This is a genomic window from Mycobacterium intracellulare ATCC 13950, from assembly GCF_000277125.1.
Classification (GTDB): domain Bacteria; phylum Actinomycetota; class Actinomycetes; order Mycobacteriales; family Mycobacteriaceae; genus Mycobacterium; species Mycobacterium intracellulare.
In genome coordinates, this window is sequence record NC_016946.1 from 3,418,684 (window position 1) to 3,431,687 (window position 13,004).

At 68.7% G+C, this 13,004-nt stretch carries 12 protein-coding genes; 9 read left to right on the forward strand and 3 right to left on the reverse strand.

Annotated elements, in window-relative coordinates; genetic code table 11:
- Positions 1-21 precede the first annotated feature (21 nt).
- Entirely contained in the window at positions 22-975 is a 954-nt protein-coding gene (locus OCU_RS40345; RefSeq protein WP_014380453.1) for a COX15/CtaA family protein, read from the forward strand.
- On the opposite strand, the gene OCU_RS40350 is transcribed toward OCU_RS40345, so the two are convergent.
- Positions 925-1,575 (reverse strand): ATP-grasp domain-containing protein, encoded by a 651-nt coding sequence (locus OCU_RS40350; RefSeq protein ID WP_020188574.1) that lies wholly within the window; start codon positions 1,573-1,575, stop codon positions 925-927. The genes OCU_RS40345 and OCU_RS40350 overlap by 51 nt on opposite strands.
- Positions 1,576-1,594: 19 nt before the next feature.
- Between OCU_RS40350 and OCU_RS40355 the strand changes: the two genes are divergently transcribed.
- Positions 1,595-2,569, forward strand: a complete 975-nt coding sequence (locus OCU_RS40355; protein WP_014380454.1) for a quinone oxidoreductase family protein — start codon at positions 1,595-1,597, stop codon at positions 2,567-2,569.
- A 351-nt stretch (positions 2,570-2,920) separates the two neighbouring features.
- Here the strand turns inward: OCU_RS40355 and OCU_RS40360 are convergent, their stop codons facing one another.
- Complete coding sequence (locus tag OCU_RS40360; protein WP_008258105.1) at positions 2,921-3,847, reverse strand: heme o synthase; 927 nt, start codon at positions 3,845-3,847, stop codon at positions 2,921-2,923.
- A 255-nt stretch (positions 3,848-4,102) separates the two neighbouring features.
- Between OCU_RS40360 and tkt the strand changes: the two genes are divergently transcribed.
- Genes tkt through OCU_RS40395 form a run of 7 tightly spaced genes read left to right on the forward strand, consistent with a single transcriptional unit; the run spans position 4,103 to position 11,931 of the window.
- Positions 4,103-6,202: a transketolase gene (tkt, locus tag OCU_RS40365; protein ID WP_014380456.1), complete on the forward strand. Its 2,100-nt coding sequence runs from the start codon at positions 4,103-4,105 to the stop codon at positions 6,200-6,202.
- A 16-nt stretch (positions 6,203-6,218) separates the two neighbouring features.
- Positions 6,219-7,340: a transaldolase gene (gene tal, locus OCU_RS40370; RefSeq protein ID WP_041787075.1), complete on the forward strand. Its 1,122-nt coding sequence runs from the start codon at positions 6,219-6,221 to the stop codon at positions 7,338-7,340.
- Positions 7,337-8,881: a glucose-6-phosphate dehydrogenase gene (zwf, locus tag OCU_RS40375; RefSeq protein ID WP_009955768.1), complete on the forward strand. Its 1,545-nt coding sequence runs from the start codon at positions 7,337-7,339 to the stop codon at positions 8,879-8,881. Before tal ends, zwf begins: the two co-directional genes overlap by 4 nt.
- Complete coding sequence (opcA, locus tag OCU_RS40380; protein WP_008258116.1) at positions 8,881-9,792, forward strand: glucose-6-phosphate dehydrogenase assembly protein OpcA; 912 nt, start codon at positions 8,881-8,883, stop codon at positions 9,790-9,792. The genes zwf and opcA overlap by 1 nt, the downstream gene beginning before the upstream one ends.
- Positions 9,789-10,544, forward strand: a complete 756-nt coding sequence (pgl, locus tag OCU_RS40385; protein ID WP_009955770.1) for a 6-phosphogluconolactonase — start codon at positions 9,789-9,791, stop codon at positions 10,542-10,544. Before opcA ends, pgl begins: the two co-directional genes overlap by 4 nt.
- Positions 10,545-10,589: 45 nt before the next feature.
- Positions 10,590-10,988: a hypothetical protein gene (locus tag OCU_RS40390; RefSeq protein WP_009955772.1), complete on the forward strand. Its 399-nt coding sequence runs from the start codon at positions 10,590-10,592 to the stop codon at positions 10,986-10,988.
- A gap of 13 nt (positions 10,989-11,001) precedes the next feature.
- On the forward strand, positions 11,002-11,931 hold the full coding sequence (locus OCU_RS40395) for a histone deacetylase family protein (protein ID WP_014380459.1): 930 nt from the start codon (positions 11,002-11,004) through the stop codon (positions 11,929-11,931).
- 14 nt (positions 11,932-11,945) lie between these two features.
- Here OCU_RS40395 and OCU_RS40400 read toward each other — a convergent pair whose 3' ends face one another.
- Positions 11,946-12,935, reverse strand: a complete 990-nt coding sequence (locus OCU_RS40400) for an aldo/keto reductase (RefSeq protein ID WP_009951912.1) — start codon at positions 12,933-12,935, stop codon at positions 11,946-11,948.
- Positions 12,936-13,004: the final 69 nt, after the last annotated feature.

Below are 13,004 nucleotides of genomic sequence, written 5' to 3' on the forward strand. Positions count from 1 at the left end.
TCGGTGCCTTAGGATCGGGCCGTGCTTGGACGAACGCTGTTGCGGCTGGTGGACCTGCTCCCCAATCCCAGTCTGCGCGTCCAGCGGCTGATCGCCGCGGCCGTCATCCTGACCCAGGGCGGCATCGCCATCACCGGCGCGATCGTGCGCGTCACCGCCTCGGGGCTGGGCTGCCCCACCTGGCCGCAATGCTTTCCGGGCAGCTTCGTCCCGGTGGCCCACGCCGAGGTGCCGCGCATCCACCAGGCCGTCGAGTTCGGCAACCGGATGGTCACCTTCGCCGTGGTGATCACCGCGGCGTTGGCCGTGCTCGCGGTGACGCGGGCCCGCCGACGGTGCGAGGTCCTGGTGTATGCGTGGCTGATGCCGGTGTCGACCGTCGTCCAGGCGGTCATCGGCGGCATCACCGTGCGCACCGGGCTGCTGTGGTGGACGGTGGCCATCCACCTGCTGACGTCGATGACGATGGTGTGGCTCGCGGTGCTGCTCTACGTCAAGATCGGCGAGCCCGACGACGGAGCCGTGCGCGTACTGATCCCCGCGCCGCTGCGCGCGCTGACCGCCCTCTCGGGCGTGAACCTGGCCGCGGTGCTGGTCACCGGCACGCTGGTGACGGCCGCCGGCCCGCACGCGGGTGACCGCAGCGCCACCCGGACCGTGCCGCGCCTCAAGGTCGAAGTCGCCACTTTGGTGCACGTGCACTCCTCGCTGCTGGTCGCCTACCTCGCGCTGGTCGTGGGCCTGGGCTTCGGGCTGCTGGCGGTGCGTGCGACCCGCCCGGTGCTGCGGCGGCTCGGGGTGCTGCTCGTCCTGCTGTGTGCGCAGGCCGCCGTCGGCACCGCCCAGTACTACACCGGCGTCCCGGCGGCGCTCGTCGCCCTGCACGTGGCGGGGGCCGCCGCGGCCACCGCCGCCACCGCGGCGCTATGGGCGTCGATGCGAGAACGGGCCGAGCCCGAGCCGCTCGCAGCCTGACTCGACCGCCACCGCGAACCGGCGCTGCGCGAGCTCGCGAGTGGCGGCGTCCACGTGCCGCCAACCCAGCTGCGGCGCAACGAGATCCAGCTTCACCAACCGGTCCCCCGCCACGTCGGCGCGCGCGTAGAGGAGCTCCCGCGCGCCGACCCCGGCGCGTTCGGCGGCCGCCGCCAGCGCGGCATAGGCGAGGTCCCAGGACTCGAACTCCGGCTCGCCCGGCCAGGCGTGGGATCGCTCCCCGCCGAGAAAGATCAACGTCGAGCGGGCCGTCGCGCCAGGGTCCGTCGGGATCCCGTCGTCCGCGAGATCGCGCAGATAGCGCTCAGTGAAATTCCAGGCGATGGCGTCGGGCGGGTTGAGCAGGTGGCGCACCCGGCGGGTCCAGGCCAGGAATTCGTCGCGCCGGCCCGGCCCGACCGGGGCGGCCCGCAGGATCACCACGTCGGCCTGGGCGGTCCCCGGGTCGTCCCAGGACAGCCACCGCGCGTGCAGGCCACGCCGGCGCAGCGCGGGCACCAGCCCCGCGTCGTCGGGGTCGTCGCCGGGCCCCGCCAGCACGATGCGGGGATGGAAGACGTCCGGACGAGCGAGCTTCATGCCCGGGCATGATAAGCACATGCACGCAATCGAAGTCAGCGAAACCGGCGGCCCCGAGGTGCTGCGCTACGTCGATACGCCGCAACCCTCCCCCGGCCCGGGCGAGGTGCTGATCGAGGCCGAGGCCATCGGCGTCAACTACATCGACACGTATTTCCGCTCGGGCCAGTACCCGCGCCAGCTGCCGTTCATCCTCGGCCAGGAGACGAGCGGCACGGTGGTGGACACCGGCGAGGGCGTCGACGGGTTCACCGCGGGCGACCGGGTGGTCACTGCCACGGCTTCCGGCGGTTATGCCGAATATGCCACCGCCCCAGCGTCTTTCACCGCGTCGGTGCCCGACGGCGTTCCCGCCGACGTGGCGGCCTCGGCGCTGCTGAAGGGGCTGACCGCGCATTACCTGTTGAAGTCGGTGTATCCGGTGCAGGCCGGCGACACGGTGCTGGTGCACGCCGGCGCGGGCGGTGTCGGACTGATCCTGACGCAGTGGGCGCACCTGCTCGGCGCGCGGGTGATCACGACGGTCTCGACCCCGGGGAAGGCGCGGATGTCGGCGAAGGCCGGCGCCGACGAGGTGCTCTCCTACCCCGACGACGCCGACGAGTTCGGCGAGCGGATCCGGGCGTTGACCGACGGTGCCGGGGTGGCCGCGGTGTACGACGGCGTGGGGGCGACCACGTTCGACGCCAGCCTGGCCAGCCTGGCCGTGCGGGGCACGCTCGCGCTGTTCGGCGCGGCCAGCGGGCCCGTTCCGCCGTTCGATCCGCAGCGGCTCAATGCCGCCGGCTCCGTGTTTTTGACCCGGCCGTCGCTGGCGCACTTCGTCCGCACCGGGCAGGAATTCAGCTGGCGCGCAGAGGAATTGTTCTCCGCGATCGCCCGTGGCGACATCACCGTCGAGGTGGGCGGGCGTTACCCGCTGGCTGATGCCGCCCGCGCCCACGAGGACCTGCATGGCCGCAAGACCACGGGCTCGATCGTGCTGGTGCCCTGAGGGCTGTCGAGTCACAGGGGTCACATTGGTCTCGCCGCGGAAGGGATGGGCGTTTTGCCCACCTCCGAGCGACAACGCATCGTGGTGGGGTTGCCGTTACTAGGCGCGGTGGGGTTGCCGTTACCCGCCTTGGTGGGGTTGCCGTTACTAGGCGCGGTGGGGTTGCCCTTACTCGCCGTGGTGGGTTTGCCGCTACTCGCCGTGGTGGGTTGCCGTTACTCGCCGTGGTGTGGGTTGCAACTACTCGGGCCGGGCGATTGTCGCGGGGAGGTGGGCATTCGCGGTCCACTCTCTCGGAGAGACGGGAGTGGCCCAAGTGACTGGCGGCACCCGAGTGGCGGCCCCAGATCGTCAGAACAGGTGCGGCAGCCCGATGGCCGAGTCGATCGCCAACGCGCAGAACACCACCGCCAGGTAGTTGTTCGACTGCAGGAACAACCGCAGCGGCTTGACCGGCTCACCGACGCGCACCCCCGCGTACAGCTGGTGCGCCATCGCCAGGAACCACACCCCGGCCACCACGGCGACCGCCGCGTACAGCCAGCCCGTCGCCAGCGCCAGCGCCAGGGTGGACAGCACCGTCAGCCAGGTGTAGATCAGGATCTGCTTGGTCACCTGGCGCTCGGTCGCGACGGCCGGCAGCATCGGGACGCCCGCCGCTTTGTAGTCGTCCTTGTAGCGCATCGCCAGCGCCCAGGTGTGTGGCGGCGTCCAGAAGAAAATGATGGCGAACATCACCAGGGCGGGCCAGCCGATCGTGTTCGTCACGGCGGACCAACCGATCATCACCGGCATGCAGCCGGCCGCACCGCCCCACACGACGTTCTGCGAGGTGCGGCGCTTGAGGAGCAGTGTGTAAACGAACACATAGAACGCGATCGTCGCCAGGGCCAGCAGCCCCGACAGCAGGTTGGTCGTCCACCACAGCCAGAAGAACGATCCGACCGTCAGCACCAGCCCGAGCACCAGGGCGTTGCGGGTGGGCACCGCGGCCCTCGCCAGCGGCCGGCGCGCCGTGCGCTTCATCACCTTGTCGATGTCCGCGTCGGCCACGCAGTTCAGCGTGTTGGCGCCCCCGGCGGCCAGCATGCCGCCGATCAAGGTGTTGACGATCAGCAGCGGGTTGACCGTGCCGCGCTGGGCGAGCAGCATCGCCGGGATCGCGGTCACGAGCAGCAGCTCGATGACCCGCGGCTTGGTCAGCGCCAGATACGCCAGCACCGTGCCTCGCACCCGGCTTGGCAATCGGCTCGGCGCGGCGCGCCCGCGAACGCTCACGCAATAACTCCTCGGGGTCGCAGCGGCGCGCAGCATCTACTACAGACGATGGTAGACCGAGTGGCGGCGATGCCCCGCCCGTGGGTCGGTTCCCGCAGACTTTTCCCAGTTTTCCGAACTGAATGTTAAGGGCTTTCGACGGGCGCGTAATTTTCTCACCTGCCGGCCGCGGGTACCCGAAATCCTGCTCTGCAAGAGCCGGCCCTCCCGCACTAGGGTGGGATTGATCAGCTCGATGACCCAAGGACTGAGTCTGTGACGACACTCGAAGAGATCTCCACGCTGACCCAACCGCACCTCCCGGACGACTGGTCCGAGCTCGACTCGGCCGCCGTCGACACCATTCGGGTGCTGGCGGCCGACGCGGTGCAAAAGGTCGGCAACGGCCACCCCGGGACGGCGATGAGCCTGGCCCCGCTGGCGTACACGCTGTTCCAGCGGACGATGCGCCACGACCCCAGCGACACCTACTGGCTGGGCCGCGACCGGTTCGTCCTGTCGTGCGGACACAGCAGCCTGACCCTGTACCTACAGCTGTACCTGGGCGGTTTCGGCCTGGAGCTCTCCGACATCGAGTCGCTTCGCACCTGGGGATCCAAGACGCCCGGGCACCCGGAGTTCCGCCACACCAAAGGCGTTGAGATCACCACCGGTCCGCTCGGGCAGGGCCTGGCGTCCGCCGTCGGCATGGCGATGGCCGCACGCTACGAGCGCGGTTTGTTCGACCCCGACGCCGCCCCGGGCACCAGCCCGTTCGATCACTTCATCTACGTGATCGCCTCCGACGGGGACATCGAAGAGGGCGTCACCTCGGAGGCCTCGTCGCTGGCGGCCGTCCAGCAACTGGGCAACCTCATCGTTTTCTATGACCACAACCAGATTTCGATCGAGGACGACACCAACATCGCGCTGTGTGAGGACACCGCCGCGCGCTACGAGGCCTACGGCTGGCACGTGCAGAGGGTCGAGGGCGGCGAGAACGTCGTGGGCATCGAGGAGGCCATCGCGGCCGCCCAGGCCGTCACCGACCGGCCGTCGTTCATCGAGCTGCGCACCATCATCGGCTATCCCGCGCCGAAGTTGATGAACACCGGTAAGGCGCACGGCGCGGCGCTGGGCGACGAGGAGGTCGCCGCCGTCAAGCAGATCCTCGGCTTCGACCCGGACAAGAACTTCGAGGTGCGCGACGAGGTGATCGCCCACACCCGCAAGCTGGTCGATCGCGGCAAGGAAGCGCACGAGAAGTGGCAGGCGGATTTCGACGCGTGGGTGCAGCGCGAGCCCGACCGCAAGGCGCTGCTGGACCGGTTGACCGCCGAGGAACTGCCCGACGGCTGGGACGCCGACATCCCGCACTGGGAGCCGGGTTCCAAGGAGCTGGCCACCCGGGCGGCCTCGGGCAAGGTGCTGTCCGCGCTGGGACCGAAACTGCCCGAGCTGTGGGGCGGCTCGGCCGACCTCGCGGGCAGCAACAACACCACCATGGATGGCGTGAAATCCTTTGGCCCGCCGTCCATTTCGACGAAGGACTACACCGCCGACTGGTACGGTCGCACGCTGCATTTCGGCGTTCGCGAGCACGCGATGGGCGCGATCCTGTCCGGCATCGTGCTGCATGGCCCCACCCGCGCGTACGGCGGCACGTTCCTGCAGTTCTCGGACTACATGCGGCCCGCGGTGCGGCTGGCCTCGCTGATGGACATCGACACCATCTACGTGTGGACGCATGACTCCATCGGGCTGGGCGAGGACGGGCCCACCCACCAGCCGATCGAGCACCTCGCAGCGTTGCGCGCCATCCCCAAGCTGTCGGTGGTGCGCCCGGCCGACGCCAACGAGACCGCGCACGCCTGGCGCACGATCCTGGCCCGTGGCAACGGCAGCGGCCCGGTGGGGCTGATCCTGACCCGCCAGGGCGTGCCGGTGCTCGAGGGCACCAGCGCCGAGGGGGTCGCCCGCGGCGGCTACATCCTGGCCTCGGACGGCGAGGAGGCCGGCCAGGATCCCGACGTGGTGCTGATCGCCACCGGCTCGGAGGTCCAGCTCGCCGTTAAGGCGCAGAAGTTGTTGGCGAACAAGGACATTGTGGCGCGGGTAGTCTCCATGCCGTGCGTCGAATGGTTCGAGTCCCAGCCCGACGACTACCGCGACAGCGTGCTGCCGCCGTCGGTATCGGCACGGGTGGCCGTCGAGGCCGGCGTCGCGCAGAGCTGGCACAAACTGGTCGGTGACACCGGGAAGATCGTTTCGATCGAGCACTACGGCGAATCCGCCGACTACAAGACCTTATTCCGTGAATTCGGCTTCACTGCCGAAGCCGTCGCTGCCGCCGCGGAACAAGTCGTGGATAACTGAGGAAAGGGTAATTCACATGACCGCTCAGAACCCTAACCTCGCGGCGCTGAGCGCCGCGGGCGTTTCCGTGTGGCTCGACGACCTGTCGCGGGAGCGGCTTCGGTCGGGGAACCTGCAGGAGCTCATCGACACCAAGAGCGTCGTCGGCGTGACCACCAACCCGTCGATCTTCCAGAAGGCGTTCGCCGAGGGCGATGCCTACGACAGCCAGATCGCCGAGCTCGCCGAGCGCGGCGCCGACGTCGACGCCACCATCCGCACCGTCACCACCGACGACGTGCGCAACGCGTGCGACGTGTTGACGCGCGAGTGGGAGAACTCCGACGGCGTCGACGGCCGGGTGTCCATCGAGGTCGACCCCCGGCTGGCGGGCGACACCGACAAGACCATCGCTCAGGCCGTCGAGCTGTGGAAGATCGTCGACCGGCCGAACCTGTTCGTCAAGATCCCGGCGACCGAGGCCGGGATTCCGGCCATCACCGCCGTTCTGGCGGAAGGGATTTCGGTCAATGTCACGCTGATCTTCTCCGTCGAGCGGTACCGGGCCGTGATGGACGCCTACCTGGCCGGCATGGAGAAGGCCCGCGAAGGCGGACACGACCTGTCCAAGATCCATTCGGTGGCTTCGTTCTTCGTCTCCCGGGTGGACACCGAGGTCGACAAGCGGCTGGAGAAGATCGGGTCCGAGGATGCCAAGGCGCTGCTGGGCCAGGCCGGTGTGGCCAACGCCCGGCTGGCCTACGCGGCCTACCAGGAGGTGTTCGAAGGCGGCGAGCGTTACCAGGCGCTCAAGGCCGACGGGGCCCGGGTGCAGCGTCCGCTCTGGGCGTCGACCGGGGTCAAGAACCCCGACTACTCCGACACCCTCTATGTCACCGAACTGGTGGCGCCCAACACGGTGAACACCATGCCGGAGAAGACAATTGACGCAGTCGCCGATCACGGTGTGATCAAGGGCGACACCGTCACCGGCACCGCCGCGGACGCCCAGCAGGTGTTCGACAAACTGTCGGCGCTCGGCATCGATCTGAGCGACGTCTTCGTGGTGCTCGAAGACGAGGGGGTGGAGAAGTTCGTGGATTCGTGGACCGAGCTGCTGGAGGAAACGCAGAAGCAGCTGGGTTCCGCCTCCAAATGAGCCCAGCCCGCACCGCGCAACAATGGCATAACCCGTTACGGGACAAGCGCGACAAGCGCCTGCCGCGCATCGCCGGGCCGTGCGGGATGGTCATCTTCGGTGTCACCGGGGACCTGGCACGCAAAAAGGTCATGCCGGCGATCTATGACCTGGCCAATCGCGGGCTTCTTCCGCCGAGCTTTTCGCTGGTGGGCTTCGCCCGCCGGGATTGGAGCACCCAGGATTTCGGCAAGGTGGTGTACGAGGCGGTCAAGGAACATTGCCGCACTCCCTTCCGGGAGGAGAACTGGGAGCGGTTGGCCGAGGGATTCCGTTTCGTGCCAGGCGCTTTCGACGACGACGAGGCGTTCGCCCGGCTGGCCGAGACACTGGACAAGCTGGACGCCGAGCGGGGCACCGGTGGCAACCACGCCTTCTACCTGGCCATCCCGCCCAAGTCCTTCCCGGTCGTATGCGATCAGCTGCACAAGTCCGGCCTGGCCCGCCCGCAGGGCGAGCGGTGGAGCCGGGTGGTCATCGAGAAGCCGTTCGGCCACGACCTGGAGAGCGCGCAAGCGCTGAACCAGTCCGTCAACGCCGTCTTCCCCGAGGAGTCGGTCTTCCGGATCGACCACTACCTGGGCAAGGAGACGGTCCGCAACATCCTGGCGTTGCGGTTCGCCAATCAGCTGTTCGACCCGATCTGGAACGCGCACTACGTCGACCACGTGCAGATCACCATGGCCGAGGACATCGGCCTGGGCGGTCGGGCCGGCTATTACGACGGCATCGGCGCCGCGCGCGACGTCATCCAGAACCATCTGATGCAACTGCTGGCGCTCACCGCCATGGAGGAGCCGGTCAGCTTCAGCCCCAGGGCGTTGCAGGCCGAGAAGATCAAGGTGCTTTCGGCGACGCAGCTCGCCGAGCCGCTCGACGAGACCACCAGCCGCGGCCAGTACGCCGCGGGGTGGCAGGGCGGCGAGAAGGTCCTCGGGCTGCTCGACGAAGAGGGGTTCGCCAAGGACTCGACCACCGAGACGTTCGCGGCCATCACCCTCGAGGTGGACACCCGCCGCTGGGCGGGCGTGCCGTTCTACCTGCGAACCGGAAAACGGTTGGGCCGCAGGGTAACCGAGATCGCCCTGATCTTCAAGCGCGCACCGCACCTGCCGTTCGACGCGACCATGACCGACGAGCTGGGCACCAACGCCATGGTGATCCGCGTGCAGCCCGACGAGGGTGTCACGCTGCGGTTCGGCTCCAAGGTCCCCGGCACCGCGATGGAGGTCCGCGACGTCAACATGGACTTCTCCTACGGTTCGGCGTTCGCCGAGGAATCCCCGGAGGCCTACGAACAGTTGATCCTCGACGTGTTGCTGGGTGAGCCGTCGCTGTTTCCGGTCAATGAAGAGGTCGAATTGGCTTGGCAGATACTCGATCCCGTGTTGGATAACTGGGCGGCCGGTGGCAAGCCCGAGCCTTACGAGGCGGGCACCTGGGGCCCGGACTCCGCGTTCGAGATGCTGCACCGCACGGGCCGGGAATGGCGGCGGCCCTGATGATTATCGATATGCCGGACGCCACCACCACCGCGGTCAACAAGAAACTCGACGAACTCCGGGAGAGGGTCGGCGCCGTCGCGATGGGCCGGGTCCTGACGCTGATCATCGCGCCGGACAGCGAGGAGATCCTCGAGGAGTCGCTGCAGGCGGCCAACGACGCGAGCCACGAACACCCCAGCCGGATCATCGTCACGATGAGGGGAAATCCGTACGCGGACAAGCCCCGGTTGGACGCGCAGCTGCGCGCCGGTGGCGACACCGGCGCCAGCGAGGTCGTGGTGCTGCGGCTGTCGGGCGCGCTGTCCGGCCACGCGGCCAGCGTCGTCACCCCGTTCCTGCTCCCCGACATCCCGGTGGTGGCCTGGTGGCCCGACGTCGCGCCGGCGGTGCCCGCGCAGGATCCGTTGGGCCGGTTGGCGATTCGCCGCATCACCGACGCGACCAACGGGGTCGATCCGCTGGCGGCGATCAAGAGCCGGCTGCCGGGATACACCGCCGGTGACACCGACCTCGCCTGGGCGCGCATCACCTACTGGCGGGCGCTGCTGACCTCGGCCGTCGACTTGACGCCGCACGAGCCCATCGAGTCGGCGCTGGTGTCCGGCCTGGCCACCGAGCCGGCGCTCGACGTCCTGGCGGGGTGGCTGGCCAGCCGGATCGACGGCCCGGTGCGCAGGGCGGTCGGCGAGCTCAAGATCGAATTGACGCGCAGCAGCGAGACCATCGTGTTGAGCCGCCCGCAAGAAGGCAGGACGGCCACGCTGAGCCGGACGTCGCGGCCCGACGCGCTGCTTCCGTTGGCGCGCAGGGAAACCGGCGAGTGCCTCGCCGAAGACCTGCGCCGCCTGGATCCCGACGAGATTTACCAAACCGCGCTGGAAGGCATTGAGAAAGTGCAATACGTGTGAGCACCAGCATCGAAATCTTCCCGGACAGCCAGGCCCTGGTCGACGCCGCCGCGACGCGACTGACGGACACCATCGGGAAGGCGGTCGCGGCCCGCGGCCGCGCGCTCGTCGTGCTGACCGGCGGCGGCAACGGCATCGGGCTGTTGCGGTCGCTGGTGGACCGGCCGATCGAGTGGTCCAAGGTGCACCTGTTCTGGGGCGACGAACGCTACGTCCCCGAAGACGATGACGAGCGCAATGACAAGCAGGCGCGGGCCGCGTTGCTCGATCATGTCGACATCCCGTCCAGCCAGGTGCACCCGATGCCGGCCAGCGACGGCGAATTCGGCGGCGATCTGGCCGCGGCGGCGCTGGCCTACGAGCAACTGCTGGCGGCCAACGCCGCGCCCGGCCAGCCGGTGCCGAGCTTCGACGTGCACCTGCTGGGCATGGGCCCCGAGGGCCACATCAACTCGCTGTTCCCGGACACCCCGGCCGTGCTCGAAACCACCCGCATGGTGGTGTCGGTCGACGACTCCCCCAAGCCGCCGCCGCAACGAATCACCTTGACGCTGCCCGCGATTGCGCGTTCCCGCGAAGTCTGGTTGATGGTGTCGGGCGCCGGGAAGGCCGACGCGGCGGCCGCGGCCATCGGTGGCGCCGCGCCGGTGTCGGTGCCCGCCGCCGGGGCGATCGGTCAAGAGACCACGCTCTGGCTGCTCGACGAGGACGCCGCGTCGAAGCTGCCGTCGGACCCGTCCGGCGTGGCCTGACGCGATTCCCACCATGGGGTCCCCGGCCGGCCCGTCCGGGTCATAATGGCGGTCATGGCAGACAGAACCGTGCGCGGGGGGCAAGAGCGAAGCCGGATCAAGACGCTCACCCAGGCCGCCTTGAACGCCGACAAGACGGTGGAGCAGGTCGAAGACGTCCTCGACGGTTTGAGCAACACCATGAAAGAGCTCAGCAGCTCCTTGTCGGCGCTGAACGCCACGGTGGAACGCCTGGAAGCCGGCCTCGATCACCTGGACGGCACCATGGCCAGCCTGGACGATCTGGCCAAGCGGCTGATCGTGCTGGTCGAACCCGTGGAGGCCATCGTCGCGCGGATCGACGAGATGGTGAAGGTGGGCGAGACCATGATGTCGCCCCTGGCGATCACCGAGCACGCGGTGCGCGGTCTGCTGGACAGGCTGCGCAACCGGACCGCGGAGTAGGCCCCGACCCCTGATGGCCACGCTGCTGCTGCACCACTCCGCCTTCGCCGCGCATCGTACGGCCCCCGGGCACCCGGAGCGGCCGGACCGCTATCGCGCGGTGGAGGCGGCGCTGCGCCAGCCCCGGTTCGACGCGCTGGTGCGCGAGACGGCCGAGCCGGCCGAGCTTGCCGCCGCGCGCTACGTGCATTCCAACCGCTACGTGGACGCGCTCGAGGCGGCGCGCCCCGAGCACGGCTACGTCTATCTCGACGGCGGCGACACCATGATGGAGCCCTCGACGTGGGAGACGGCCTTGCGCGGGGTGGGCGCCACGCTGCGGGCGGTGGACCGGGTGCTGGCCGGCGACGTGCAGAACGCATTCGTCGCGTGTCGGCCGCCGGGGCATCACGCCGAGTCCGAGCGCGCGATGGGCTTCTGCCTGTTCAACAACATCAGCATCGGCGCGCGGCACGCGCAGCGCAAACACGGGCTGATGCGCGTCGCCATCGTCGATTTCGACGTCCATCACGGCAACGGCACGCAGCAGATCTTCTACTCCGACCCGAGCGTGCTCTACGCGTCCACGCACCAGATGCCGCTGTTTCCCGGCACCGGCGCGGCGCGGGAAACCGGGGTCGGCAACATCTTCAACGCGCCGCTGGCGCCCGGCGACGGCGGCGCCGAACTGCGCGCCGCCTTCGCCGACCGGATACTGCCCGCGCTGCACGCCTTTTCACCCGAACTGATCATCGTGTCCGCCGGGTTCGACGCGCACGAGCGCGATCCGTTGGGCTCGCTGACCATGACGACCGACGACTTCGCCTGGGTCACCAGGGAATTGATGAAATCGGCGGAGATGCTGTGCGACGGCCGATTGGTGGCGGTGCTCGAAGGCGGTTATGACCTGCAAGCCCTGGCCGATTCGGTGACCGCGCACGTCGGCGAGCTGGTGAAGGGCTAGGCGCCCTCCCCTGGTCAGCTCGCCTTTTTCTCGTGCATCTCGGGGGCCGGGCCGCCGACCGGCGTCGCCGACTTCATGATGTCCTCGATCGCGGCCAGGTCCGCGTCGGTCAGCGTGACGTCGGCCGCACCGGCGCTGTCCTGCAGGTAGGTGACGTGCTGCGCGCCCATGATGGCGGTGTGCACGCCGGGTTGCGCGAGCGTCCAGGCGATGGCCAGCTGGCTCGTCGTGACGCCGAGATCGATAGCCAAATGGCTCAGGTCATCAACGACTTTGAGGTTACGCAGATAATCCTCGCCGGTGAAGATCGGACTCTTGCCGCGCCAGTCGCCGTCGGCAAAGCTGGTGTCTGGCTTCATGGTTCCCGTGAGCAGGCCGTGCGCCAGCGGTCCGTACACCATCACCCCGATGTCGTGGGCGTGGCAATAGGGCAGCAGGTCGGATTCGATGTCACGGCGGAACAGGTGGTATGGCGGCTGCACCGCTTCCACCGGAAGCGTGGCCGAAAGTTCCTCGATCTGGGTCGTGTCGTAGTTCGAGACACCGACGTGCCGAATCTTGCCCTCCGACACCAGTTCTGCGAGCGCTTCACCCGTCTCGGCCGCCGGAGTCGTGGGATCCGGCCAGTGGACCAGGTAGAGGTCGATGTAATCCACGCCCAGCGCGCGGAGGCTGGACTCGACACCGCTGCGCAGGTACTCGCGGCTGGCGTCGCGGACCAGTCCCGTGTCGGTTTTGCGCAACCCGCCTTTGGTGGCGATCACCAACTCGTCGCGGGCCCGCGCGAAATCGTCGCGCAGGGCCTTGCCGAGAATGCGCTCGGATTCCCCGAACCCGTATTGCTGGGCGGTATCGAAAAAGTTGATCCCCAGGTCACGAGCGCGTTGGATCATGGTGATCGCGGCGTCCTCGTCGGCTTGGCCCCAGTCGCTGCTGAACGCCCAGGTGCCGAAGGCCAACCGGGAAACCTCAAGCCCCGTCTTGCCGAATGTGATGGATTTCAAATGCCAACCTCCCCCGTTGGATGTTCGTCCCTGCGTGCGCGGCCCGCGCAGGCAAGCCACGACTCAACC

What these genes read in the sequence shown, in the direction of transcription:
- OCU_RS40350 (WP_020188574.1), bottom strand. Translation starts at nt 1,575, where the DNA reads ATGAAGCTCGCTCGTCCGGACGTCTTCCATCCCCGCATCGTGCTGGCG.
- OCU_RS40390 (WP_009955772.1), top strand. Translation starts at nt 10,590, where the DNA reads ATGGCGGTCATGGCAGACAGAACCGTGCGCGGGGGGCAAGAGCGAAGC.
- opcA (WP_008258116.1), top strand. Translation starts at nt 8,881, where the DNA reads ATGATTATCGATATGCCGGACGCCACCACCACCGCGGTCAACAAGAAA.
- OCU_RS40355 (WP_014380454.1), top strand. Translation starts at nt 1,595, where the DNA reads ATGCACGCAATCGAAGTCAGCGAAACCGGCGGCCCCGAGGTGCTGCGC.
- tal (WP_041787075.1), top strand. Translation starts at nt 6,219, where the DNA reads ATGACCGCTCAGAACCCTAACCTCGCGGCGCTGAGCGCCGCGGGCGTT.
- zwf (WP_009955768.1), top strand. Translation starts at nt 7,337, where the DNA reads ATGAGCCCAGCCCGCACCGCGCAACAATGGCATAACCCGTTACGGGAC.
- OCU_RS40395 (WP_014380459.1), top strand. Translation starts at nt 11,002, where the DNA reads ATGGCCACGCTGCTGCTGCACCACTCCGCCTTCGCCGCGCATCGTACG.